At 75.8% G+C, this 24,619-nt stretch carries 20 protein-coding genes; 16 read left to right on the top strand and 4 right to left on the bottom strand.

The window, feature by feature from the left end:
* Nucleotides 1-533 precede the first annotated feature (533 nt).
* Nucleotides 534-983 (top strand): PTS sugar transporter subunit IIA, encoded by a 450-nt coding sequence (locus ABD345_RS11125; protein WP_285738932.1) that lies wholly within the window; start codon nucleotides 534-536, stop codon nucleotides 981-983.
* 48 nt (nucleotides 984-1,031) lie between these two features.
* A complete protein-coding gene (gene ptsP / locus ABD345_RS11120; protein WP_344551811.1) occupies nucleotides 1,032-2,702 on the top strand; it encodes a phosphoenolpyruvate--protein phosphotransferase in 1,671 nt (556 codons plus the stop codon).
* 79 nt (nucleotides 2,703-2,781) lie between these two features.
* Here the strand turns inward: ptsP and ABD345_RS11115 are convergent, their stop codons facing one another.
* The gene (locus ABD345_RS11115) at nucleotides 2,782-4,818 is read right to left on the bottom strand and encodes an acetoacetate--CoA ligase (RefSeq protein WP_344551810.1); all 2,037 of its coding nucleotides are present in this window, start codon (nucleotides 4,816-4,818) and stop codon (nucleotides 2,782-2,784) included.
* Nucleotides 4,819-4,974: 156 nt separating this feature from the next.
* On the opposite strand from ABD345_RS11115, the gene ABD345_RS11110 reads away from it, so the two are divergent.
* Nucleotides 4,975-6,564 carry a phytoene desaturase family protein gene (locus tag ABD345_RS11110; protein ID WP_344551809.1) on the top strand — a complete coding sequence of 530 codons (1,590 nt, stop codon included), beginning with the start codon at nucleotides 4,975-4,977 and terminating at the stop codon, nucleotides 6,562-6,564.
* Between the two features lie 10 nt (nucleotides 6,565-6,574).
* On the opposite strand, the gene ABD345_RS11105 is transcribed toward ABD345_RS11110, so the two are convergent.
* A complete protein-coding gene (locus ABD345_RS11105) occupies nucleotides 6,575-7,126 on the bottom strand; it encodes an NUDIX domain-containing protein (protein WP_344551808.1) in 552 nt (183 codons plus the stop codon).
* Between the two features lie 211 nt (nucleotides 7,127-7,337).
* On the opposite strand from ABD345_RS11105, the gene ABD345_RS11100 reads away from it, so the two are divergent.
* From ABD345_RS11100 to ABD345_RS11070, 7 genes are all read left to right on the top strand, one after another.
* Nucleotides 7,338-7,649 (top strand): hypothetical protein, encoded by a 312-nt coding sequence (locus ABD345_RS11100; RefSeq protein ID WP_344551807.1) that lies wholly within the window; start codon nucleotides 7,338-7,340, stop codon nucleotides 7,647-7,649.
* Nucleotides 7,650-7,891: 242 nt separating this feature from the next.
* The gene (locus ABD345_RS11095; RefSeq protein WP_344551806.1) at nucleotides 7,892-8,863 is read left to right on the top strand and encodes a UbiA family prenyltransferase; all 972 of its coding nucleotides are present in this window, start codon (nucleotides 7,892-7,894) and stop codon (nucleotides 8,861-8,863) included.
* The gene (locus ABD345_RS11090) at nucleotides 8,860-10,491 is read left to right on the top strand and encodes an AMP-binding protein (protein WP_344551805.1); all 1,632 of its coding nucleotides are present in this window, start codon (nucleotides 8,860-8,862) and stop codon (nucleotides 10,489-10,491) included. The genes ABD345_RS11095 and ABD345_RS11090 overlap by 4 nt, the downstream gene beginning before the upstream one ends.
* A gap of 58 nt (nucleotides 10,492-10,549) precedes the next feature.
* The gene (locus ABD345_RS11085) at nucleotides 10,550-11,959 is read left to right on the top strand and encodes a protoporphyrinogen/coproporphyrinogen oxidase (RefSeq protein ID WP_344551804.1); all 1,410 of its coding nucleotides are present in this window, start codon (nucleotides 10,550-10,552) and stop codon (nucleotides 11,957-11,959) included.
* Nucleotides 11,959-12,777, top strand: a complete 819-nt coding sequence (locus ABD345_RS11080) for a class I SAM-dependent methyltransferase (RefSeq protein WP_344551803.1) — start codon at nucleotides 11,959-11,961, stop codon at nucleotides 12,775-12,777. Before ABD345_RS11085 ends, ABD345_RS11080 begins: the two co-directional genes overlap by 1 nt.
* The gene (locus ABD345_RS11075) at nucleotides 12,774-14,318 is read left to right on the top strand and encodes a CoA transferase (RefSeq protein ID WP_344551802.1); all 1,545 of its coding nucleotides are present in this window, start codon (nucleotides 12,774-12,776) and stop codon (nucleotides 14,316-14,318) included. Before ABD345_RS11080 ends, ABD345_RS11075 begins: the two co-directional genes overlap by 4 nt.
* 62 nt (nucleotides 14,319-14,380) lie before the next feature.
* Nucleotides 14,381-16,042: a class I adenylate-forming enzyme family protein gene (locus ABD345_RS11070; RefSeq protein ID WP_344551801.1), complete on the top strand. Its 1,662-nt coding sequence runs from the start codon at nucleotides 14,381-14,383 to the stop codon at nucleotides 16,040-16,042.
* 57 nt (nucleotides 16,043-16,099) lie between these two features.
* On the opposite strand, the gene ABD345_RS11065 is transcribed toward ABD345_RS11070, so the two are convergent.
* Together ABD345_RS11065 and ABD345_RS11060 are read right to left on the bottom strand one after the other, a co-directional pair.
* On the bottom strand, nucleotides 16,100-17,239 hold the full coding sequence (locus ABD345_RS11065; RefSeq protein ID WP_344551800.1) for a DegT/DnrJ/EryC1/StrS family aminotransferase: 1,140 nt from the start codon (nucleotides 17,237-17,239) through the stop codon (nucleotides 16,100-16,102).
* A 7-nt stretch (nucleotides 17,240-17,246) separates the two neighbouring features.
* Complete coding sequence (locus ABD345_RS11060) at nucleotides 17,247-18,416, bottom strand: DegT/DnrJ/EryC1/StrS family aminotransferase (RefSeq protein WP_344551799.1); 1,170 nt, start codon at nucleotides 18,414-18,416, stop codon at nucleotides 17,247-17,249.
* Between the two features lie 214 nt (nucleotides 18,417-18,630).
* On the opposite strand from ABD345_RS11060, the gene ABD345_RS11055 reads away from it, so the two are divergent.
* The 6 genes from ABD345_RS11055 to ABD345_RS11030 all read left to right on the top strand — a co-directional run bounded on the left by ABD345_RS11055 (nucleotide 18,631) and on the right by ABD345_RS11030 (nucleotide 24,604).
* On the top strand, nucleotides 18,631-19,668 hold the full coding sequence (locus tag ABD345_RS11055) for a Gfo/Idh/MocA family oxidoreductase (RefSeq protein WP_344551798.1): 1,038 nt from the start codon (nucleotides 18,631-18,633) through the stop codon (nucleotides 19,666-19,668).
* On the top strand, nucleotides 19,665-20,693 hold the full coding sequence (locus ABD345_RS11050) for a sugar phosphate isomerase/epimerase family protein (RefSeq protein WP_344551797.1): 1,029 nt from the start codon (nucleotides 19,665-19,667) through the stop codon (nucleotides 20,691-20,693). The genes ABD345_RS11055 and ABD345_RS11050 overlap by 4 nt, the downstream gene beginning before the upstream one ends.
* The gene (locus ABD345_RS11045) at nucleotides 20,683-21,984 is read left to right on the top strand and encodes a M20/M25/M40 family metallo-hydrolase (protein WP_344551796.1); all 1,302 of its coding nucleotides are present in this window, start codon (nucleotides 20,683-20,685) and stop codon (nucleotides 21,982-21,984) included. Before ABD345_RS11050 ends, ABD345_RS11045 begins: the two co-directional genes overlap by 11 nt.
* A gap of 108 nt (nucleotides 21,985-22,092) precedes the next feature.
* On the top strand, nucleotides 22,093-23,244 hold the full coding sequence (locus ABD345_RS11040; protein WP_344551795.1) for an Ldh family oxidoreductase: 1,152 nt from the start codon (nucleotides 22,093-22,095) through the stop codon (nucleotides 23,242-23,244).
* Nucleotides 23,241-24,194 carry a Gfo/Idh/MocA family protein gene (locus ABD345_RS11035; protein ID WP_344551794.1) on the top strand — a complete coding sequence of 318 codons (954 nt, stop codon included), beginning with the start codon at nucleotides 23,241-23,243 and terminating at the stop codon, nucleotides 24,192-24,194. Before ABD345_RS11040 ends, ABD345_RS11035 begins: the two co-directional genes overlap by 4 nt.
* Nucleotides 24,191-24,604: a DUF6917 domain-containing protein gene (locus tag ABD345_RS11030; protein WP_344551793.1), complete on the top strand. Its 414-nt coding sequence runs from the start codon at nucleotides 24,191-24,193 to the stop codon at nucleotides 24,602-24,604. The genes ABD345_RS11035 and ABD345_RS11030 overlap by 4 nt, the downstream gene beginning before the upstream one ends.
* Nucleotides 24,605-24,619 lie beyond the last annotated feature (15 nt).

Genomic DNA, 24,619 nt, shown 5'->3' with positions numbered 1-24,619 from the left:
CGTTGACTTTTGGCACGCTGTTGAGTTCTCAAGGAACGGATGCTTCCTTCGAGCCGCATTCCTGCGGACCCTCCGGGCCTTCGTTCTTTCGTGTTTCGAGCTTACCAGACTGTTTACTCGGCGTTGACCGGAGCTTTACTCGTCTGACTTGCTCTGTTTACCGCCGTTGCGCGGCGACCTGAGCAACCATAGCGGCTCGGCTGCCGAGCGCCTAATCGGGGCGGGGCGGCGTCACCCGGTTGGCCTCGCGCGGGGTGGGTGGGCGTGGCGGGTGGGGGCTCACTCGGATGCCGTAGAGTGCGGCGGGTCGGCCGAGAGGACTAGACCACTTGAGGGTGGCGGGGGCGGCGGAGATGGTACGGGGCGGTCGGTTCGTGTGCGGTTCGATTGAGGCCGGCGGTGATCTTCACCCGCGCGGCCGGTGGGCGTTATCGCATGGAATGTCCGGAGTTGACGTAATTTGGGGTCAGTCGATCAATGGGCCGCTGCCCCGCGGCCGCACGCGATGTACTCCGTACCTGGGAGGCTCCACCATGACCACTGTCACGTCGCCGCTCGCCGGTCGCGCTGTCGGCCTCGCCAACGTTCCCGACCCGGTGTTCGCCGGGGCGATGGTCGGACCGGGGACGGCGATCGACCCGTTGCGGGAGCCGATCGAGGCGGTGGCCCCGGTGGACGGGCAGGTGGTGTCGATGCACCCGCACGCGTTCGTGGTGATGGACGAGAACGGGCACGGGGTGCTGACGCACCTGGGGATCGACACGGTGCAGCTCAACGGGGAGGGGTTCGAGCTGCTGGTGCACAAGGGGGACCGGGTGCGGCGGGGGCAGCCGGTGATCAAGTGGAACCCGGCGGCGGTGGAGGCGGCGGGGAAGTCGCCGATCTCTCCGATCGTGGCGCTGGAGGCTTCGGCGGAGCAGCTGAGCGGGGTGGCGGAGTCCGGTGAGGTAACGGCCGGCGGCGAGCTGTTCATCTGGAACTGACGGGACTGACGGGACTTACGGCGACTGACGGCGAAGGGGTTTCGGACCATGGAGCGGACGCTGCGGGGCGTGGGGGTCAGTCACGGGGTCGCCATCGGGCAGGTGCGGCACATGGGGACGGCGGTGCTGGAGCCGCCGGTGACCCAGGTGTCGGCCGAGGAGGTGCCGCGGGAGCAGGCCCGGGCGCGGGCGGCGGTGGAGGCGGTGGCGGCGGACCTGAACGCGCGCGGGAACCTGGCCGGTGGTGAGGCGCAGGCGGTGCTGGAGGCGCAGGCGCTGATGGCGCAGGACCCGGAGCTGCTGGGGGACGTGAACCGGCGGATCGAGTCGGGGAGCAGCGCGGAGCGCGGGGTGTACGACGCGTTCGCGGCGTACCGGGAGTTGTTGGCGGCGGCGGGTGAGTACCTGGCCGGGCGGGTGGCGGACCTGGACGACGTGCGGAACCGGATCGTGGCGCGGTTGTTGGGGGTGCCGATGCCGGGGGTGCCGGACAGTGACGAGCCGTACGTGCTGCTGGCGCGGGACCTGGCGCCGGCGGACACGGCGTTGCTGGATCCGTCGCTGGTGCTGGGGTTCGTGACGGAGGAGGGCGGGCCGACCTCGCACAGCGCGATCCTGGCGCGGGCGATGGGGGTGCCGGCGGTGGTGGCGCTGGCGGGGGCGGCGGGGTTGGCGGAGGGGGTGGTGGTGGCGGTCGACGGGGCTTCGGGCGAGGTGCTGGTGGAGCCGGCGGCGGAGCGGCAGGAGGAGTTGCGGCGGCTGGCGGCGGAGCGGAAGGCGGCGTTGGCGGCTTCGACCGGGCCGGGGCGGACCTCGGACGGGTTCATGGTGCCGTTGCTGGCGAACGTGGGCGGGCCGGCGGACGTGCCGGCGGCGTTGGAGAACGGGGCGGAGGGCGTCGGGCTGTTCCGGACCGAGTTCCTGTTCCTGGACGACTCGGCGAAGGCGCCGGGTGAGGACAGGCAGGTCGAGGCGTACCGGAAGGTGTTGGAGGCGTTCCCGGGAGGCCGGGTGGTGGTGCGGGTGCTGGACGCGGGGGCGGACAAGCCGTTGGACTTCCTGACGCCCGGGGACGAGCCGAACCCGGCGCTGGGGGTGCGCGGGTTGCGGACGCTGTTGGAGCACCCGGAGGTGCTGCGCACCCAGTTGCGGGCGCTGGCGCGGGCGGCGGAGGGGTTGACGGTGCGCCTGGAGGTGATGGCGCCGATGGTGGCGGACGGGGTGGACGCGCGGGCGTTCGCGGCGGCCTGCCGGGAGGTGGGGTTGGACGCCAAGTACGGGGCGATGGTGGAGATCCCGTCGGCGGCGCTGCGGGCGGCGGCGGTCCTGCGGGAGGTGGAGTTCCTGTCGCTGGGGACGAACGACCTGGCGCAGTACGCGTTCGCGGCGGACCGGCAGGTGGGGTCGCTGGCGCGGCTGCAGGATCCGTGGCAGCCGGCGCTGCTGGACCTGATCGCGGTGGCGGCCGAGGCGGCGAAGGCGGCCGGGAAGAGCTGCGGGGTGTGCGGGGAGGCGGCGTCGGACCCGCTGCTGGCGTGCGTGCTGACCGGGCTCGGGGTGACCAGCCTGTCGATGGGTGCGGCGTCGATCCCGTACGTGCGGGCGGCGCTGGGGCGGGCGACGCTGGCGCAGTGCCAGCGGGCGGCGGAGGCGGCGCGGGCGGCGGACACCGCCGAGGCGGCGCGGGAGGCGGCGGCTCAGGCGCTGTCCGGCCGGTAGCGGGCGGGGTCGGAATCTCCCGAGGGGTCTCGCTGTCGCCGTGGGGGGTGGCAGCGGGACCCCTCGGGGCCTTGCGGGGTCAGGGCTGCTTGCGGGTGGCGGCGAGCCGTTCGAAGAAGCGCAGGTGGTCGAGGTCGTCGACGGAGCCGGGGTTGACGGCCTGGGTGAGGGGGGTGCCGCCGAGCAGGCGCTTGACCGGGACTTCGAGGCGCTTGCCGGTGAGGGTGTGCGGGAGGCCCGCGACGGTGATCACCTCGTCGGGGACGTGCCGCGGGGAGAGTTCGGTGCGCAGCGAGGTGCGGATCCGGGCGGTGAGGGCGTCGTCGAGTTCGGCGCCGGGGGCGAGGACGACGAACAGCGGCATCCAGTAGCCGCCGTCCGGCTCTTCGAGGCCGATGACCAGGGACTCGGCGATCTCGGGGAGGCGTTCGACCACCTCGTAGATGTCGGCGGAGCCCATCCGGACGCCCTGGCGGTTGAGGGTGGAGTCGGAGCGGCCGTGGATGACGACGGTGCCGCGGCTGGTGGCGGTGATCCAGTCGCCGTGGCGCCAGGTGCCGGGGTAGGTGTCGAAGTAGCTGTCGTGGTAGCGGTGGCCGTCGGGGTCGTTCCAGAAGCCGGTGGGCATGGACGGGAGCGGCTTGGTGACGACGAGTTCGCCGACGGTGTCGGTGTGCGGGTGGCCGTCGGCGTCCCAGGACTCGACGGCGGCGCCGAGGCAGGGGGCCTGGATCTCGCCGAGGTGGACGGGGAGGGTGGGGACGCCGCCGACGAAGCAGGAGCAGACGTCGGTGCCGCCGCTGACGGAGGCGAGCCAGAGGTCGGACCCGACCTCGTCGTAGATCCACTGGAAGCCGTCGGGCGGGAGCGGGGAGCCGGTGGTGCCGAGGCAGCGGACGGCGGAGAGGTCGAGGTCGCGGCCGGGGTGCAGGTCGGCCTTGCGGCTGGCGATGACGTAGGCGGCGGAGGTGCCGAGGACGGTGGCGCGGGTGCGGGCGGCGACCGACCAGAGGGCGCCGGTGTCGGGGTGTCCGGGGCTGCCGTCGTAGGTGACGATCGTGGTGCCGGTGAGCAGGCCGGCCAGCAGGAAGTTCCACATCATCCAGCCGGTGGACGTGTACCAGAGGAACCGGTCCTCGGGGCCGAGGTCGAGGTGGAGGGCGGCCTGCTTGAGGTGTTCGACCAGGATTCCGCCCTGGCTCTGCACGATGGCCTTGGGGAGGCCGGTGGTGCCGGAGGAGTAGAGCACCCAGAGCGGGTGGTCGAAGGGGACGGGTTCGAAGACGGGTGCGGTGTCGGAGGAGACGAGGGCGTCGTAGGAGAGGGCGCCCTCGGGGGCGGGGGTGCCGAGGAGGGGGACGTGGATGACGGTGGCGAGGGTGGGGAGTTCGCGGCGGAGTTCGGCGACCACCTCGGTGCGGTCGTGGTCCTTGCCGCCGTAGTGGTAGCCGTCGACGGCGAACAGGACGGTGGGTTCGATCTGCTGGAGGCGGTCGAGGACGCTGCGGGCGCCGAAGTCGGGGGCGCAGCTGGTCCAGGTGGCGCCGACGGCGGCGGTGGCGAGGAGGGCGACGGCGGCCTGCGGGATGTTGGGCAGGTAGGCGCTGACCCGGTCGCCGGGGCGGACGCCGTTCGCGCGCAGGGCGGCGGCCAGCGAGCCGACCTGGCGGCGGAGTTCGGACCAGGTGGTGACGGCGGGCTCGGTGCTGCGCTCGTCCAGGTGGAGGACGGCGGGGCGGTCGGCGTTGGCCGGGTCCTCGGCGGCGCGCAGGGCGTGTTCGGCGTAGTTGAGGGTGGCGCCGGGGAACCAGGTGGCGCCGGGCATGGTGGCGGGTTCGGCGAGGACGGCGGTGGGCGGGGTGTGGAAGCGGACGTCGAAGTACTCGGTGACGGCCGTCCAGAAGCGGGTGAGGTCCTCGGTGGACCAGCGGTGGAGGTCGGCGTAGCGGGTGGCGGCCTCGGCGTCGGTGGTGACCGGTGCGAGCGGGGCGGCGGGGGCGCCGTGGTGCTCGGCGGCCCAGCGCTGGAAGTCGACCAGGCGGCTGGCGGCGGCGCGGGCGGGGGCGGGGCGCCAGAGCGGTTCGGGGTGGTCCTGGGGGGTCGGAGGGGTGCTCACGTGGTGGTCTCCAGGCCGTGGTGGGGACGGCTGGGCTTGTGGCGGGCCGTCCGTGGGGTGCTGACGGTGCTGACCATGCCACGTGATCGTCCGGGGGTCCAGGGTCGGCGGGCGCGCGTGCTGGTGGGGGCGGGTGGGAGGTGGTAGACCGGCGGGATGACGGTGGCTTATGACGTGGTGATCGTGGGTGGCGGGCACAACGGGCTGGTGGCGGCCGGGTACCTGGGGCGGGCCGGTCTGCGGGTGCTGGTGCTGGAGCGGCTGGGGCACGTCGGTGGGGCGGCGGTGTCGGAGCGGGCGTTCGCGGGGGTGGACGCGCGGCTGTCGCGGTACTCGTACCTGGTGAGCCTGCTGCCGCGGCGGATCCTGGCGGAGCTGGGGGTGCGGGTGGAGCTGCGGCGGCGGCGGATCTCCTCGTACACGCCGTGGGAGCGGGACGGGCGGGTCGGGGGGTTGCTGGTGGACGGCGGGGACGAGCTGCGGACGGCCGGGTCGTTCCGTGAACTGACGGGTGGGGAGCGGGAGTTCGCGGCGTGGCGGGAGTTCTACGGGATGACCGGGCGGGTCGCGGAGCGGGTGTTCCCGTCGCTGACCGAGCCGCTGCCCTCGCGGGCGGAGCTGCGGGCCCGGGTGGACGATCCGGTGGCGTGGGCGGAGCTGTTCGAGGAGCCGCTGGGGGTGGCGCTGGAGCGGCGGTTCGCGGACGACGTGGTGCGCGGGGTGGTGCTGACGGACGCGCTGATCGGGACGTTCTCGCACGCGCACGATCCTTCGCTGCGGCAGAACCGGTGCTTCCTGTACCACGTGGTGGGCGGCGGGACGGGCGACTGGGACGTGCCGGTGGGCGGGATGGGGGCGGTGACCGGGGCGCTCGCGGAGGCGGCGCGGGCGGGCGGGGCGGAGCTGCGGACGGGGTGCGAGGTGGTGGCGGTGGACCCGGGGGGCGCGGCGGGGCCGGCCGAGGTCGGGTACCTGGACGCGGACGGGGTCGAGCGGCGGGTGGGGGCGCGCTGGGTGCTGTGCAACGCGGCGCCGGCGGAGTTGGCGCGGCTGGTGGGCGACGGGGTCGGCGGGGACGGCGGGGAGCGTCCGGAGGGGGCGCAGCTGAAGGTGAACATGCTGCTGCGCCGGCTGCCGCGGCTGCGGGACGGGGCGGTGGACGTGCGGGACGCGTTCGGGGGGACGTTCCACGTCGCGGAGTCGTACCGGGAGCTGGAGGGGGCGTACCGGGAGGCGGCGGCGGGGCGGCTGCCCTCCCCCGCGCCGTCGGAGATCTACTGCCACTCGCTGGCGGACCGGTCGATCCTGGGGCCGGGGGTGCCGGCGGGGGCGCACACCCTGACGCTGTTCGGGCTGCAGGTGCCGGCCCGGCTGTTCGGCGCGCCGATGGGAGTGCGGGCGGCGGCGGGGGTGCGGGAGGCGGCGCTGGCGGGGGTGCTGGCGGCGCTGGACGGGGTGCTGGCGGAGCCGTTGGCGGACTGCCTGGCGGTGGACGCGCAGGGGCGGCCGTGCCTGGAGGTGCGCGGGCCGCTGGACCTGGAGGCGGACCTGCGGCTGCCGGGCGGGAACATCTTCCACCGGGAGCTGGCCTTCCCGTTCCGCGAAGGGAACGGGGAGGACGCGGGGCGGTGGGGGGTGGGGACCGGGCGGCCGCGGGTGCTGGTGTGCGGGGCCGGGGCGGTGCGCGGGGGCGGGGTGAGCGGGATCCCGGGGCACAACGCGGCGATGGCGGTGCTGGGGCGCTGATCCGCCGGGTTCAGATGCGGAGGTACTCGCCGTCGAACCAGGCGCGGGCGACCCGGGTGTGGAAGGGGAAGGCGAGCGGGGTGTCGGCGGTGGCGAGCTGCCAGCCCTCGGTCTCGTCGGTGGGGACGGAGGGCGGCAGTTCGGCCAGTTCGCGGGCCGGGAGGAGGGCGAACAGGCAGAGGAAGCCGCCGAGGGTGTCGGAGTCGGTGGCGACCAGGCGGACGTCGGCGGGGTCGGCCAGGATGCCGGTCTCCTCGCGCAGTTCGCGGACGGCGGCTTGCTGCCAGCTCTCGCCGTAGTCGACGTAGCCGCCGGGCAGGGCGAGCAGGCCGTTGCCGGGCTCGATGGTGCGGCGGATGACGGTCAGCCGGGTGTCGCCGTCGGGGTGGTGGACCGGGAGCAGCGCGACGGTGACCGGGAGCGGGTTGCGGTAGCTGATCTCGCCGCAGCCGGGGCAGGTGCGCGGCCAGCTCTCGGTGCCGGCCGGGTAGGAGGCTCCGCACCAGTGGCAGTGGGTGTGCGGGCCGAAGGGTGCGGGGCGGGCGGACGGCGCGGTCGTCATGGGGGCGATGGTAGTCCGGGCGGGTGACGGGCGGGCGGGGATCGGCCGGGGCCGGTGGAGGGGCGGGCGGCGGCGGGGGCGGCGGGGGCGGCCGTCCCGGCGGCACCGGCCGGACGGGTGAATTCGGCGGGCGGGATTGGAGTTCAGCCGTGTGCGCACGATAGCGATGGGGAAGTCCCGTGACGGACACGGGAGTCGAATGTCGTGAAGGATGACTGTGCGAGCGATTCTGGTTTCCCTGCTGGCGGCGGGTTCGGTGCTGGGACTGGCGGCTCCGGCCCCCGCGGTGACGCGCGCGGCCAGCGGTGACGTGGTGGTGTTCTCGACCGAGGCGCAGCCGCTGGACGTCTACCGCGACCCGGCCGGCTGTCAGCAACTCCCCACTGTGGCACACGTGTTGACCAACCAGACGGACCGTCCGGTGAAGGTCTACGGGAACCCGTTCTGCCTGGGCCCGTCGGTGGTGGTGCAGCCGGGTTACGGGACGCACGTGCCGGGTGGGGCGGGGAGCTTCTCCGCGTAGGGCGGGGCCACCGGAAAGCGGTCGGACGATCGCACGGGCGGTCGGCGGAAAAGCCGATCGCCCGCTTTTTCGCTGATCACAGGAATGCGTCCGAACGGTCACCCTGTGCCATGATGGCGACCGCCGACTCCTCGTCCGTCGTGACGAATTGACGCGCCGTCAGCGCGGTCGGCCCGTTGTCTCCGGCCCCCCGCGGCAGTCGCGTCCCGGGTTGCGGCCGCCGTCGAGAGGACTGCGTTCCCGTGGAGCACGTCGCCCTTCCCGCTGCCCCCGAGGCGGCCCCGGTCCCCTGGCGGGCGTACGCCAGGCTCGCCAAGCTCGACATCTGGGACTACTACCTGAGCGTCCCGCTGGTGGCCGCGCTGGTGCTGGCCTCCGGGGCCGGGGTGGGCGCCGGGACGGGGGTGGCGGTGCTGCTGCTGTTCCTGGGCGGCGAGGTCGCGATGAGCGCGGCCATGTGCACCTTCGACGACGTCACCGGGTACCGGGACGGCAGCGACGCGGTGAACTACGGGCCGGACGCGCCGGCCCGGCGGCTGGCCCGCAAGCCGCTGGTGGCGGGCACCCTGACCGAGCGCCAGGCGGTCCGGTTCGGCTGGGCGGCCGTCGCGGCGTGCGCGCTGTGCTGGGCGGCGGCCGTCGCGGTGGCCCCGGCCCGGCCCGGGTGGGCGGTGGCCGGGACGGCGGCGCTGGCCGTGTTCGGGTTCCAGTACACCTGGTGGCTGCGGATCAGCTACAACGGCTTCCAGGAGCTGTTCCTCGCCGCGCTCGGCTGGTTCTTCGTACTGCCGCTGTACGGGCTGCTGACCGGGCGGGCCGACGGCTTCGCGGTGGTGCAGGCGCTGGTGTTCGGGCTGGGCCCGCTGCTGTTCGGCGTGTACTCCAACACCAACGACATCGCCGGCGACCGGGCGGTGGGGCGGAAGACCGCCGCGGTGCTGCTGTCCCCGCGCGGCAACGCGGCGTTCGTGGCCGGGTGCTCGGCGCTGGAGGCGGTGCTGCTGGTGGGCTCGGCGGTGACCGGGTTCGCGCCCTGGTGGTTCCCGCTGGTGATGGCGCCGGTGGTCGCGCTGCGGGCCCGGCAGTGGGTGCTCGGGTTCGTCCGCGGTGAGATCCTGCTCGCCCGCCGGCTCGGCATCCGGCTGCACCGGGTGTGCTGCGCGCTGCTGGTCGGCACCGACCTGGCCCTCGTGGTGTTCGGCGGCGCGCTGTGACCGGGCGCGGGGCGGCGTTCGGGCGGCTGCCGCTCGACCTCGGACCGCTGTTCGACACGCTGGCCGAGCAACGCCCTTCGGTGGACGTGCGGTTGGGCCGTCCGCTGGACCTGGCGCCGGAGCGCGGCACCGCGTACGACACCGCGCAGCTGGCCGAGCTGGTGCGGGAGACCGCGGCCTGGCTGGCGGCCGCCGGGGCCGGGCCCGGGTCCTCGGTGGCGGTGGTCAAGCGCAACCACTGGGACTACGTGCTGCTGGCCTGCGCGGCGGCCCGGATCGGGGCGGTGCCCGCGCTGCTGTCGGACCGGGTGCCGCCGGACGCGCTGGGCGCGCTGCTGCGGCGGCTGCGGCCGGACGTGCTGGTCACCCAGCGGGACGTGCTCGGCGGGGCGCGGGCCGCCGGGGTCGAGCTGACCGCGCTGGCCGGGCGGACGGTCTGCCTGGACGGCGGGTGGGAGGGCGCGACGGCGGTGGACGAGCTGCGCGGCGGCCCGGTGCCCGGGGTGCGCACCCGCGGCGAGGACGAGCCGCTGGCCGTCATCCACACCTCCGGCACCACCGGCGTCCCCAAGCTGGTGGTGCACTCCACCCGGACGCTGATCCGGCGGCTGTCCGCGTTCGAGGCGCGGCCCTGGCCGGTGCTGTCGGTGCGCCGCGAGGACACCGTGGCCAGCGCGATCTCCTTCGCCCACGGGCGGGCGCTGACCTGGACCGTCAGCGCGTTCTGGCGCGCGCCGCGGACGGTGGCGCTGCTGCCCGACTCGGACCCGGCGACGGCCGCCGCGCTGCTGCGCAGCCACCCGCCGACCGTCCTGGAGGCGCTGCCGTCCAGCTACGTGCGCTGGCAGCCGCTGGCCGGCTCGGCCCCGGCGGCCAACCCGTTCCGGGACGTGCGGCTGTTCATCTCGACCTTCGACGCGATGCACCCGCCGACCGTGCGGACCTTCCTGGACGCCACCCGGCGGCGGCGCCCGCTGTGGATGCAGGGCTGGGGGCAGAGCGAGACCGGGCCGCTGAGCTTCCGCTTCCTGACCCGGGGCGCGCTGGCCGCGGCCGGCGACCGGCACCCGACCACCCGCGACCTGGGGCGCCCGGTGCCCGGCTGGGTGCGGGTGAAGGTCGCCGACCCCGCCCGGCCCGGCCGGACCGTGCGCCCCGGCGAGACCGGGATGCTGTACGCCCGCACCGGCGCGCTCTGCCTGGGCTACCTGGACGAGCCGGAGCGCTGGGGGCGCAAGCTCGACCGCGGCTGGTTCAACACCGGCGACCTCGGGAGCAGGACCCGTGACGGCCGGGTCTTCGTGCTCGACCGGGAGGTCGACATGGTGCCCGGGATGAGCTGCGTCGAGATCGAGGACGTGCTGCACGAACGGCTGCCGGACGTCGAGGAGGCCGTGCTGCTCTCGGTCGCCGACGGCCGCCCGCAACCGGTGCTGGTCACCTCCGGCGGCGGGCTCGACCCGGCGCGCTGGCGGGCCGCGGTGCGGGACCTGCCGCCGCTGGCCGAACCGCTGGTGGTCGGCTGGGACGAGGTGCCGCGGACGGCCACCGGGAAGGTCCGGCGGCACGAGCTGCGGGACCGGGTGCTGGCCGGGAGCGCCCGGATCGGGACCGGGCTGTGGACGTGAACTCTCTTCGGTGGAGGTGGCTTTCGGTGGCGGTGGCTTTCGGTGGAGGTGGGTTGAGGTGACTTCGGACGTGGAGGTCGACGTCGCGGTGGTCGGGGCCGGGATCGCGGGACTGGCCGCCGCGCACCACCTGGTCGCGGCCGGGCGGTCGGTGCGGGTCTACGAGGGCGCCGACCGGGTCGGCGGGCGGATGGCCGCCAGCCGGGTGGACGGGTGGCTGCTGGACGAGGGCGCCGAGACCATCGCGGGCGCCGGGTACGAGGCCACCTGGGAGCTGATCCGGGCGGTGGGCCTGCCGGAGGCCGACGTCCCGGTCGTCGAACCCGGGTTCGCGCTCTGGCGGAACGGGCAGGCGCACGCCCACCTCGGCCACCCCAAGGGGCTGCTGACCGGCGCCGGACTGTCCTGGCGGGGCCGCTGGGCCTGGCTCCGCTTCACCGCCGAACTCGCCACCGCCTGGCGGGGGTTCGACCCGGACCGGCCGGAGACCGCACCCAGCGGGGACGCCACGCTGAGCGAGTTCTGCGCCGGATCGGCCGGACGGGAGGAACTGCTCGCCGCGATGCTCCAGCCGCTCGCCGGCCACTGCTTCGGCTGGCGGCCGGACAGCTCCGCCGTCGCCCCCATGGTCGCCACCCTGCTGTCGGTCGGCGGGGCCGGGGCGCGCTGGATGACCTACCGGGACGGGATGGACACGCTGGCCCGCCGACTGGCCGAACGGCTGCCGGTCGAGACGGGCCGCCCGGTGGCCGCCGTCCGCGAGGAGGCGGACGGCGTGCTGCTGGAGTTCGCCGACGGCACCCGGGTGCGGGCCCGGCAGGCGGTGCTCGCGGTGCCCGCGCCGCTCGCCCTGGAACTGCGCGGCGACGACCTCCCCGCCGCGGAGCGGCCGTACCTGGCGGCCGGCACGTACGCGCCGATGCTCAAGGTCGCCTGCCTGCTGGACCGGCCGCTGCCCAGCCCGACCGGGGCGCCGAGCTACGCGCTGTCGGTGCCGGAGAGCGAGAGCCGGGTGTGCACCGGGCTGGTCCTCGACCACCTGAAGGCGGCGGGGCGGGCCCCCGAGGGCAAGGGGCTGGTCAACGTGTTCGTCTCGCCGTGGGCCTCCCCCGGGCTGCTGGACCGGCCGGACGAGCAGGTGGTGGAGACGGTCTGCACCGAGGCCGAACGCTTCCTGCCCGGCCTGCGGGCGGCCACCCTCCGGACGCTGGTGCTCCGCTTCCCGCTCGGGCTGCCGCAGGGCGCCCCGGCGGCGGTCCGGGAGCGGGCCGCGTTCCTGGCCCGGCCGACCCGGGCGGTCGAGTACGCCGGGGACTGGGTGATGCTGCGGCCGAGCAGCGAGGGCGCGGTGCGCTCGGGGAAGCTGGCGGCCCGGCGGGTGCTGGCGCACGCGGCCGCTCCGGGCACCCCGGGCTCCCCGGGCACCCCGATCGCTCCGGTCGCTCCGGCCGTCCTGGGGCAGACCTGATGGCGGGCGCGGTGCGGGCGGCGGGCGCGGTGCGGGCGGCCGGGTCGTACCTGTTCGACAACGGGAGCGCGCACGCCGCCGGGCAGCACCGGTGCCTGGCGGCCTGGCTCGACCCGGTCAGTCTCGGCGCACTGCGGGCGGGCGGGGTCGGGCCGGGGATGCGCTGCCTGGACGTGGGCACCGGGGCCGGGAGCGTCGCGCTCTGGCTGGCCGACCGGGTGGCACCCGGAGGCTCGGTGCTGGCGACCGACCTGGCGCCGCTGCCGCTGCCCGCACGGCCCGGGCTGACGGTGCGGCAGCACGACGTGGTGCGGGACGAACTGCCGGAGGCCGCCTTCGACCTGGTGCACGTGCGGCTGGTGCTGTCCCACCTGCCGGAGCGGGAGGCCGTGCTGGCGCGGCTGTTCGCCGCGCTGCGGCCCGGCGGGGTGCTGCACCTGCTGGAGTTCGACGCCGAGTACGCGCCGGTGCTCACCGCCCCGGACGGGCGGGCCCGGGAGCTGTACGAGCGTTACCAGCAGGCGAAGTTGCGGGCCTTCCGGGCCCGCGGCTCGCACCAGGGGTGGGGCCGGGAGTGCGCCGACGCCCTGACCGGGGCCGGGTTCACCGGGGTGGCGGCGCAGGTGCGGATCGACCTGCTGGCCCCCGGCACCCCGCAGCGGGAGATGCAGTTGCACAACACCTGGCACCTGCGGGAGGCGCTGCTCCGGGAGGGCCTCACCGAGGACGAACTCGCCGAACTGCGGGGGCTGTTCGCCGATCCGCGGTTCCTGGCCTGCTCGAACGTGGTGTACGCGGTGCGCGGGCGGCGGCCGTGACGCCCGGCGCGGGCCTGCTGCTCGGGGTGCGCCCGCGGGTGGCGGAGGAGGTGCTGACCGGGCTGCTGCGGACCTCCGGGGTGGGGGTGCGGGAGGGGGAAGTGCTGGAGGTCGGCGGCGAGTTGGCGTGCCGGGTGTCCTGGGGCGGGCCGTCGGGGCTGCCGGTGGGCAGTGAGGCGGACGTGCAGGCGGCGTGCGGGGTGGCGCACGTGCACGGGCGGCGGTACGGGGGGCCGGTGCCGCTCGGGGCGGACTTCGCGTCGGTGGCGGCCGGGGTGCTGGGGGCGACCGGGGCACTGGCCGCGCTGCGGGCCCGGCGGCTGGGGGCGGCGTACCGCGAGGTGGGGGTGTCGGTGGCGCAGGCCGCGCTGCTCGGGCTGTCGCAGTACCTGGCGGCGGCGACCGCGCCGGAGCAGGGGTGGGTGGAGCCGGGCGGGACGGGTGGGCCGCCGTTCGGTTCGGCGGACGGGGTGCGGTTCGAGCTGGAGGCACTGGAGCCGGACGGCTGGCTGCGGTTCTGGTCCGAACTGGGCGTCGAGCGGCGGGTGGTGGGGCGGGCCTGGCCGGCGTTCCAGGCCCGGTACGGGACGGCGGTCTGTCCGCTGCCGCCGGAGCTGTTCGCGGCGGTGCGGGCGGTCGGGCACCCCCGGCTGGCGCGGCTGGCGGCCGAGTGCGGGGTGGAGCTGACGGTGGTGGCGGAGCGGCCGGCCGTGCTGGGTGGGATGCCGTGGCGGCTGCGGGCGGGCGGGCCGGCCCCGGCGTGCGGGGGCGGCCCCGGCCCCGGGGCGGGCCCGCTGCACGGCGTGACGGTGGTGGAGATCACCCGGCGGGTGCAGGGGCCGCTGGCCGGGCGGGTGTTGGCGCTGCTCGGGGCCGACGTGGTGCGGGTCGAACCGCCGGGCGGGGACCCGCTGCGCGGCGTGCCGCCGGTGGCCGAGGTCGGCGGGGCGGCGGTGTCGGCGCGGTTCGCGGCGCTCAACCGCGGCAAGGGGGTGCTGGAGGCGGACCTGCGGAGCGCGGAAGGACGTTCTGCCGTACGGGAGTTGATCGGCCGGGCGGACATCCTGCTGCACAGTCTGGCGCCCGCGAAGGTGGCCGGGCTCGGGCTGGACGCCGAGGCGGTCGCCGCGCTGCGCCCCGGGCTGGTGTACGCGCAGGCCAGCGGCGGCGGGCCCGGGCTGAGCACCGACTACCCGGTGCAGGCGCACTCCGGGCTGGCCGCGCTGCTCGCCCCGGCCGGGGAGCCGCCGCGCCCGACCCTGCTGACGGTCTGCGACGTGCTGGGCGGCCTGGTCTGCGCGGCGGGGGCGGTGGCCGCGCTGGAGGCCCGGGAGCGGACCGGGCGGGCGCAGCGGGTGGAGTCCTCGCTGCTGTCGGCGGCCCGGCTGCTGTGCGGGGCGCCGAGCGCGGGCGGCGGGCCGGCCGGCGTGGAGGCGTGCACGGACCTGGCGGTCCTGGCGCGCGATCCGCGGGTGGCGGCGGTGCTGGAGTTCGGCCCGGACGGGTGCGCGTTCGTCCGCGCGCCCTGGGAGTTCGGGTAGTCCGGGGGTTCGGGTGGTCCGGGGGGTTCGGGTGGTTCGCAACGTGAACGGGAGTGGTGGGCGTGACGTGGGTTTCGGTGGCCGGTGTGGAGTTCCCGGACCGGGTGGAGCGGGGGTTGCGGGAGCGGTGGGTGGCGCAGGGGTGGTGCGCGGGGCGGGGGTTGTACGAGTTGTTCGCGGAGCGGGTGGCGGGGCACGGCGAACGGGTGGCCGTGGTGGACGGGGACGGCGAGTGCTCGTACGCGGAACTGGGGCGGTGGGTGCGGGGGTTGGCGGCGGGGCTGGCGGCGCGGGGGGTGCGTCCGGGGTCGGTGGTGGGGGTGCGGGTGCCGGCGGACCGGCGAGCCCTGGCGGTGGACCTGGCGGTGGCGGCGCTGGGCGCGGTGGTGCTGCCGTGCACGCCGGGGCACGGACGGCGGGACCTGCTGGCGGTGTGGGGGACGGCCCGGGTGGACGCGGTGGTGACGGTGCCGGAGTGGAAGGCCCTGGTGGACGGGTTGCGGCCGGAACTGCCGGACCTGCACGAGGTGGTGGTGCTGGACGGGGAGCCGTGGCCGGAGCGGGCGGAGTGGGAGCCCGCGGTGGTGGACGCGGGGACGCCGGCCCGGATCCTGGTCTCCTCGGGTTCGGAGGCCGCGCCGAAGCTGGTCGCGTACTCGCACGACGCGCTGGCGGGCGGGCGCGGGCGGTACGTGGAGCGGGTGTTGGAGACGGCGGACGGTGCGCCGCCGCGGGTGCTGCTGCTGGTGAGTCCGGCGACGGCGTACGGGTCGCTGGCGGTGGTGGCGCTGGTGCGGTGCGGGGCGACGGTGCTGCTGCCGCCGGGCGGGGAGCGGTTCGATCCGGTGGGGGCGCTGGCCGCGGTGGGGCGGTGGCGGCCGACGCACCTGGCGGCGGTGCCCACCATGCTGCGCCGGATGGCGGAGCAACTGCCGCTGCCGGGCGAGGACTTGTCCTCGCTGCAGGCGGTGGTGTCGAGTGCGGCGGCGCTGTCCCCGGCGGTGCTGGCGGCGGCGCTGCGGCGGTTCGGCTGTCCGGTGGTGAACGTGTACGGGGCCAGTGACGGGCTCAACTGCCATGCGCGGTGGACGGATCCGGGCGGTGACGTGCTGCGGGTGGGGCGGCCGGATCCGCGGGTCGCGGAGTTCCGGGTGTGCGGGCCGGACGGGCGTCCGGTGCCGGCGGGGGTGCCGGGCGAGCTGCAGGCGCGGGGGCCGATGTCGCCGCTGTGCCACGTCGGGGCACCGGAGTTGGACGACCGGCTGCGGGTGGACGGGGGCTGGGTGCGGTCCGGCGACCGGGGGGTGCTGGAGGCGGACGGGTCGCTGCGGGTGCTGGCGCGGATCAAGCAGATGGTGAACCGGGGCGGGGTGTCGATCTCCACGGCGGAGGTGGAACGGCTGCTGGAGGGGCATCCGGAGGTGGCGGAGGCGGTGTGCGTGCCGGTGCCGGATCCGGACCTCGGCGAGCGGATGTGCGTCTGCGCGGTGCCGCGCGGGGCGGAGCTGACGCTCGCCGAACTGACGCTGTTCCTGGCCGAGTTGTGCGGCCTGGAGCGGTACAAGCTGCCGGAGCGGCTGCTGCTGCTGGAGCGGATGCCGCTGGGCGGGTCGGGGAAGCCGGACCGGCGGGTGGTCGCCGAGCTGGCGGCGGCGGCCGTACGGGCGGACGGGGCGGTGCCGCTGTCGGGGGCGGCGGGCCGGACTGCCCCGGCGGCGGGCTGAACCGCCTTCGGTGGGCGCCCCGTTCTCCGGCCGGAGGCGGGGCGCCCACCGGCGGGATCAGGTCGGGAAGGTGCGGACGGCCTCGGTGATCCGCTCGACCTGGGCGTCCGTCAGGTGCGGGTAGACCGGCAGCGAGAGGCACTGCCGGGCCGCTCGTTCGGCGTTCGGCCAGTGGCCGTCGGGGGCGGCCGCGTGGGCGAAGGCGGGCTGGTGGGGCAGCGGCTGCGGGTAGTAGACGTGGCTGTCGACGCCGTGTGCGGCGAGGTGCCGCTTGAGGTCGTCGCGGCGTTCGGCGAGCAGCGTGTAGACGTAGTAGCAGCGGCCGTTGGTGCCGGGCGGGGGCGGCCGGACGCCGTGCGCGGCGAGCGGGGTGAAGCGTTCGGTGTAGTGGGCGGCGATCTCGGCGCGGCGGGCCAGTCGGCGGGCCAGGCCGGGGTGGCGGCGCAGTTGGAAGGCGGCGAGGATCTCGTCGAAGCGGCTGTTCAGGCCGATCAGGTGGTGCCGGAAGCGGTGCGTGCCGTCCTGGCCGTGGTTGCGCAGCATCCGTACGGTGCGGGCGAGTTCGGGGTCGTCGGTGACCACGACGCCGCCTTCGCCGGGGCCGCCGAAGGACTTCACCTGGACGAAGGAGAAGACGCCGGCGTCGCCCCAGGTGCCGGCCGGGCGGCCGTCCAGGACGGCGCCCTGGGCGACCGCGGAGTCCTCGATCAGGCGCAGGCCGTGCCGGGTGGCGAGGGCGCGCAGGCGCGGCATGTCGGCCATCACGGAGAACATGTGGGCGGGCATCAGCGCCTTGGTGCGGGGGGTGATCAGGGCTTCGGCCGCGTCGGGGTCGATGACCAGGGTGTGCGGGTCGACGTCGGCGAAGACGGGGGTGGCGCCGACGCCGAGGACGGTGTTGGCGAGCGGGGCGCAGCCGAAGGCGGGGACGATCACCTCGTCGCCGGCGGTGATGCCCGCGGCGCGCAGGATCAGGGTGAGGGCGGTGGTGCCGCTGCCGCAGGCGATGACGTCCCCGGCGCCGAGGTCGGTGCGCAGCAACTCCTCGAAGCGGGCGGTGCGTTCGCCGAGGATGAAGCGCTGGGCGGGGTCGGTGGCGACCTCCCGGACGGTGTCGAGCAGCAGGTCGCGGTCGTCCTCGAAGAGGTCGGGCGGGAAGAACGGAATGGTGGTGGCGGCGGCGGTGGTCGTGGTCATCGGCGGGTCACCGCTGCTTTCCGTGCTGGAAGTCGCGGACCAGGTCGCTGACCAGGTCCAGTTCGTGGTCGGCGAGGTCGGGGTAGAGCGGCAGCGCGAGGGCGCGGTCGCAGGCGGCTTCGGCGTGCGGGAACTCGCCGCGCCGGTGGCCGAGTTCGGCGAAGCAGGGCTGGAGGTGGAGCGGCGTCGGGTAGTAGGTCTCGGTCTGGACGCCGTGCCGGGCGAGGTGGGCGGCGAGTTCGTCGCGGTGGTCGGACTCGATCAGGTAGACGTACCAGACGGGGTTGGTGGCGGCGGCGCGCGGGACGACGGTGGGCAGGGTGAGCCCGGGGGTGCCGGCCAGCCGTTCGGTGTAGGCGGCGGCGAGGTGGGCGCGGCGGGCGATGTCCTGGTCGGCGCGGCCGAGTTTGGCGAGCAGGACGGCGGCCTGGACGTCGTCCATCTTGCTGTTGGTGCCGAGGAGTTCGGTGGGGCGGTTGATGGTGGGGAAGTCGTCGAGGGTGCGGCCGGCGCGGCCGTGGTGGCGCATCGCGGAGACGGCTTCGGCGAGGGCGGGGTCGTCGGTGAGGACGGCGCCGGCGTCGCCGAGGGCGCCGAGGGTCTTGGTGGGGAAGAAGGAGAGCACGCCGCCCGCGCCGTGCAGTCCGGCGTGGCGGCCGTTCCAGCGCATGCCGAACGCCTCGGCGCTGTCCTCGACGACGGTCAGGCCGTGCCGGTCGGCGACGGTCAGCAGGGCTGCCAGGTCGGCGAGTTGGTGGAACAGGTGGACCGGCATGACCATCCGGGTGCGGTCGGTGCGGACGGCTTCGACGCTCGCCGGGTCGAGGGCGTAGGCGAGCGGGTCGATGTCGGCGAAGACCGGGCGGCCGCCGGCCAGCACCACCGAGGTGGCGGAGGCGACGAAGGTGTAGGCGGGGACGACCACCTCGTCGCCGGGGCGCAGTCCGGCGGCGCGCAGCAGCAGGACCAGGGCGTCGGTGCCGCTGTTGACGCCGATCACGTGCCGGGCGCCGGTCCAGGCGGCGAGGGCGGTCTCGAACTCCTCGACCTTGGGGCCGTGCGAGTACTTGCCGCGGTCCATCAGTTCGTCCAGGTGGCGCCGGGTGGTGGGCCAGAGGGATTCGAAGGTCGCGGCCTGGGTGAAGAAGGGAACACCCGGAGAGGTAGTGGCACCCATGAAACTCTCATCGGATTGTATGGATTGGTCGGGCGGAAAAGCCCGCCCTCGAATCTATGCCCCCGACCCCCGGTCGACCTGGCGGGTCAGGCTGTTTCACTCCTTCGAATGGCCTGCCGGGTAAGCGATTTGACGCCTGATCGGATCGCTGCCGAAGTACTGCTTGAATACCGGACGAAGCAATACCGCGACGCGGAAGGAATGACGTTTCGCCATGTCGAACGGACTCGGGACCTTACTCGTCGGAATGGGACGGGCCGGGCACGGCCTCCACCTCCCGGTGCTGCGCCGGCTGCGCGCGGACCCCGGCACCTCGCACCTGTTCGCGGCCGGCCCGGTGCTGGCCGCCGACCCGCACCGCCGCCCCGCGGCCGCCCCCGACCTGCGCCCGACCACCCTGGCCGAGGCGCCCCGGCTGCTCGACCCGGCCCGCACCGTCGTCCACCTGTGCACCCCGCCCACCGAGCGGACCGCCGCCCTGGAGACGCTCGGACGGCTCGGCTACCGGCGGGTGCTGCTGGAGAAGCCGGTGGCCGCCGACAGCCGCGGCCTGGACGAGCTGCTCGCGCTGCGCGACCGGTACGGGCTGGACCTGGCGGTGGTCGCCCAGTGGCTGGGCAGCCGGCTGACCGACCGGCTGCGCGCGCTGCTCGCCCGGGACGCGTACGGGCCGCTGCGCACCATCCACGTCGTGCAGCGCAAGCCGCGGTTCTCCCGCACGCTGGCCGGGGACGGGCACCCCACCGCGTTCGACGTCGAGCTGCCGCACTCGCTGGGCCTGTGCCTGGCACTGGCCGGGCCCGGCCGGGTGACCGGGGCGGGCGGCACCGACATGGCGGTCGGCGGGCGGGTGCTGCCCCGGCTCGGCACCGCCTGGCTCAACCTCCAGCACGACAGCGGGACCTGGACCCGGATCCGCTCCGACCTCACCTCGCCGGTGCGCGAGCGCCGGGTCACCCTGGAACTCGCGCACGGCACCCTGATCGGGCACTTCCCGGGCAGCGAGGCCGACGCGTACGCCCGGCTGACCGTCATCGACCGCGACGGCGAGAGCACCGAACTGCTGCACGACGACGCGCTCGGCGGCTTCCTGGAGCACACCTACCGCTACTACGCGGCGGACGGCGGTCGGCGCGGGCCGCACCCCGACCTGGAGGTCAACGCCCAGGTGGTGCGCCTGCTCGACCGGGCCAAGGCGATCGCGGCCCGGCCGCTGCCCGGCGGCGCGCTGCGAACGGCGTCGGCCCGGTGAGCGCCCTGCGCAAGGGCGGGCGGGCCCGGCACCGGCGGGCGAACCGGACGCCGGTGGCCCGGCGGCCCGCGATCCGGTTCGGCGGCATCGGCGACGAGGCCGCCCCCGACCTGGCCGGGCAGATCGACGCGCTGGAGCAACTCGGCTGGAGCGAGCTGGAGTTGCGCACGGTGGACGGGGTCTGGATCGCCGACCTCGACCACCGGCAGGTCAAGGCCATCGCCACCACCCTGAAGCGGCACGGCATCCGGGTCTCCGGCCTGGCCTCCCGGGTCGGCAACTGGGCCTCCGACATCACCGGCGACCTCACGGCGGACGTCATGGAGCTCGGCCGGCTCTCCTCCCGGGCCGAAGTGCTCGGCACCAACCGGATCCGGATCATGTCCTACCCCAACGGCACCGGCCTGCCGGAGGCCGAGTGGCGCCGGCTCGCACTGGAGCGGATGCGCTTCTTCGCGATCGGCGCGCAGCGCGGCAACGAGGTCGCGCTGCACGAGAACTGCGCGGGCTGGGGCGGGAGTTCGATCGAGAACACGCTCGACCTGATGGCCTCGGTGGACAACTCCGGACTGCGGCTGCTGCACGACACCGGCAACGGCGTCCCGTACGGCTACGACGGGTTCGAACTGCTGCGCCGGAGCATCGAGCACGTCGACCACGTGCACATCAAGGACGCGGTCGGCGGCGGCGAGCACACCCGGTACGTGCTGCCGGGCGAGGGCGAGGCCCGACTCGCCGAGTCCCTGCGGCTGTTGACCGCGCACGGCTGGCGCGGCGGCTGGTCGCTGGAACCGCACCTGGCCACCCGGCCGCACGAGGGCCTGGCGGCGGACGGCCGCACCGACAGCGGATTCGTCGCCGCCGGGCGGGCGTTGACCGCCCTGGTCGAGCGCGAGGTGCTGCCGCACTCCCCCGGCTGGCGGCTCGTCCCGGGCGGCCTGGCCTGGGAGGCGCCGCTGCCCCGGCAGGCGGGGCAGGCTGCCCGGGCGGCGGAAGCGGCCGAGGTGGCGTCCGATGCTCGCTGAGACCGCTCCGGTGGAGTCCGAACTCTCCTCGGAGGAGCGGGAGTTGCTGCTCGATCTGCTGCGCCTGCCCACCGCCGGGCCGTTGGAGACCGGCCCGGGCGCGCCGCCGCCGCTGCAGGCCGAGGCGTTGGAGGCGTACGCCCGGGCCGGGGGTCGGATCGGGCTGGTGGAGGTGTACCGGGGTTCGCCCGCAGCGGCCGAACTCGACCGTGCGGACGTGCCGTTGACGGTGCGGCGGGCGGTCGACGAGGCCCCGGGGTTCCTGGCCTGCCAGCCGAGCCTGGTGCTGCGGCTGGGACCGGAGCTGCCGCGGGCGGCGACGGTGATGTTCAACGTGCACCTGGACACCGTGGCCGGGGCGGAGCCGGTGGGCTTCGACGGGCGGCGGTTCACCGGGCGGGGGGCGATCGACGCCAAGGGCCCGGCGGTGGCACTGCTGGCCGGGGTGCGGGCGGCGGTGGCGGCGGAGCCCCGGGTGGGGCGGGAGGTCGCGGTGCTGGTGCAGGCGGTGTCCGGCGAGGAGGGCGGCGCGATGGGCGTCTTCGGCACCCGTCCGCTGGTCGAGGCCGGGTACACGGGCGCGCTGAACGTGTTCTGCGAGCCGACCGGCCTGCGCTACCTGCCCCGGGCGACGGCCGCCGCCACCGCCCGGCTGCGGGTGCGCGGCGAGGACGCGATCGACGACTGCCCGGGCGCGGGCCACAACGCGACGGTGCTGCTCGGCTTCCTCGCCCAGCACCTGGCCAGGGAGCTGGGCGCCGCGGCCGGTCCGCGCGACCCGGTCTGCGTGGCCGGGATGGGCACCGGCCCGCTGCACAACCGGGTCTACGGCAGCGGCGAACTGCTGCTCAACCTCCCCTACCGGGACGCGGGTTCGGGCCGCCGGGCGGAGGAGCGGGTGGCGGCCGCGGTCCGTTCCGGGCTGGCGGGGTTCCGCCGGGACTTCGGCGGGCTGCCGGAGTTCGCCCGCACCGCCGCCGACTGCGAACGGATCACCCGGCTGGACTGGCCCAAGCGCGGCCTGCCCGTCCTGGACGACCGGCACCCGGAGTTCGAGGACCTGCTCACCCGGCGGGCCGGGATCGCCCGGGTGCCGGACGCGGAACCGGCGTTCACCTGCGACGCGATCTGGGCCGCCGGCCTGCCGGACGACGCGTTCACCGTGGTGCTCGGCCCCGGCGAGCTCGGTGCCAACCGGGCGCACGCGGCGGGCGAGTTCGCCGAGGCCGCCCAACTCGACGCCTTCGCCTCGGCGGTGGCCCGGCTGCTGGTGGCCTTCGCCCGCCGCTGACCCTTCGCGCGCCGCTGACCCTTCGCTCCCGCTGATCCTTCGTTCCCGCTGATCCTTCGTTCCGACGACCCCGACCGTCCGCATGACCCCGACTGGAGGCTGTTCCCCGTGACCACCGTGGCGTCCGCGCCCAGTGCCGCCGGCACCGTCCGCGTCCCGTACGCCGATCTGATCCGTTTCACCACCGAGGTGTTCGCCGCGCACCGGCTGCCGCCCGAGCGGGCCCGGGAGGCGGCGGAGGCGCTGTGCTACGGCGACGCCGCCGGGATGGACTCGCACGGGCTGGCCAACCTGGGCCGGCTCTACCTGCCGCTGCTGGCCGAGGGCCGGGCCGATCCGCTGGCGGAGCCGGTGGTGCTGGCCGACCGCGGGGCCGCGGTGCTGGTCGACGCGGCCGGGGCGCTCGGGCTGTGGCAGGCCGGGGCCGCGATGGAGCTGGCGGCGGAACGGGCCGAACGGTACGGGATCGGGCTGGTGTCGGTGCGCCGGGCCACCCACCTCGGGTGCGCGGGCCACCACGCGGCGCGGGTCACCGGCCGCGGGATGATCGGGCTGCTGGCGTCGAACTGCGGCCGGCAGCGGATCGCCCGGCCGCCGGGCGGCGCGGTGGCGCTGCTGGGCACGAACCCGTGGAGCGTGGCCGCCCCCGCGGGCGAACTGCCGCCGTACGTCCTGGACATGAGCACCACCGCGGTGCCGACCGGCCGGGTCCGGGCGGCCGAGCGGGCGGGCCGGTCGATCCCGCCGGGGTGGCTGGCCGGGCCGGACGGGGAGCCGGTGACCGACCCGGGGGCGTTCGACCGGGGCGAGGCGCACCTGCTGTGGCTGGGGGCCGGGGCGGGCGGCGAGTTCAAGGGCTTCGGGCTGGGACTGATGGTGGAGGTGCTGGCGGCGCTGCTGCCGGGCGCGGGCCTGGGGCCGGAGCCGGAGGCGCTGGAGGGCGACGGGCGGCCGTCCGGCCGGGACGACGACATCGGCGTGTTCGCGCTGGCGATCGCCCCGGCGACGCTCCGGGACTCCCGCCAGGTCGCGCTGGACGCCCGGACCCTGTTCGGCACCGTACTGGACTGCCCTCCCGCGGAAGGGAGTTCGGGCCCGGTGGCGTACCCGGGCTGGCACGAGGCCCGGCGCACCGCCGAGGCGCGCCGGGACGGGGTGCCGCTGGCCGCCCCGCTGCTGGCCGAACTGGCGGGCATCGCGGCCGAGTCGGGCGTCCGCCCGGTCGCCGTGGTGGCCACCGGGACGGAGGGCGGGCGGTGAGCGAGCTGCGGATCGGCGTGATCGGACTGGGGGTGATCTCCCGGTTCTACCTGGGCGCGCTGGAGCGGGTGCCGGGGGTGCGACTGGCCGCGGTGTGCGACCGGGACGCCACCGTGCTGGAGCCGTTCGACGGCCGGGTGCCCGGCTTCACCGACCACCGGGAGCTGCTGGCCGCGGGCGGGCTGGACGCCGTGGTGGTGACCGTCCCGAACGACCTGCACCTGGCGATCTGCCGGGACGCGCTGCGGGCGGGCCTGCCGGTCTGCGTGGAGAAGCCGCTCGCGCTGCGGGCGGCCGAGGGCGCGGAGCTGGCGGCGCTGGCGGCCGAACGGCGGGTGCCACTGTTCACCGCGTTCCACCGGCGGTACAACGCGGCGGTGCGGACGCTCCGCGCCACGCTCGCCCGGAACCCGTCCCCCGTGCGGTCGGTGACGGCCCGCTACTTCGAGCTGATCGAGGAGCACGTCGGCCGGGACCGCTGGTACCTGGACCCGGAGCGCTGCGGCGGCGGCTGCGTCGCCGACAACGGCCCGAACGCGTACGACCTGCTGCGGCTGCTGGCCGGCCCGATGGAGCTGCTCGGCGCCGAGGTGGTGCGCGACGGCGACGGGGTCGACCGGTCCGCGACCCTGGAGCTGACGGGCCCGGACGGGGTGCGCGGCCGGATCGAACTGGACTGGTCGTACCCGGGCGAACTCAAGGACGTGACGGTGGAGTTGGCGGACGGGACGGTGCTCCGGGCGGACCTGCTGGCCGGGCACGAGGGCTTCAAGCAGTCGCTGTGGCACGAGTACGAGGGCATCGTCGGCGAGTTCGCCGGGCTGCTGCGCGGCCCGGACGGGCCGGACGCCGGTGCGCCGGAGCGGGGTCCGGACGGGGTGGACGCGCTGCGGGTGGTCGAGGCGGCGTACCGCGCCGAGGCGGCGGCCCGGGCGGGGGCGCGCGGATGAGCGGGCTGCGGGAGAACGGGCCGAAGCGGACGGTGACCGGCACGCTGGTGAAGGTGCTGCTGCACAGCCGGACCGAGCGCGGGATGAGCCTGGAGCCGTTCGCCAGCCGGTGCGTGCGGGCGGGCGAGGTGCACGAACTGGTGACCACGGACCAGCGGGACACCGCGGCGGGCGCGCGGATCGACCGGGTCGGGTTCCTGGGCTTCGCGGAGATCGCGGTGGCCGGGGTGCTGGACCGGGGCGACGAGGTGTTCGTCGGCGAGCACCAGGTCGGCACGGTGCTGGGCTTCGACGCCTGCCACTTCCCGAACCACTACAACGTGCTGATCGCGGCCGAGCACCTGCTGACCGGGGAGAAGCTGGACCTGCGACCGGAGCTGCCGGTGCGATTCGTCCCGGCCGGGGACTGACGGGGAACCGGAAGG

It is taken from the genome of Kitasatospora saccharophila (genome assembly GCF_039529925.1).
GTDB lineage: Bacteria > Actinomycetota > Actinomycetes > Streptomycetales > Streptomycetaceae > Kitasatospora > Kitasatospora saccharophila.
The sequence above is the reverse complement of the archived record's forward strand: the minus strand, read 5'-3'. Positions and strand labels throughout refer to the sequence as shown.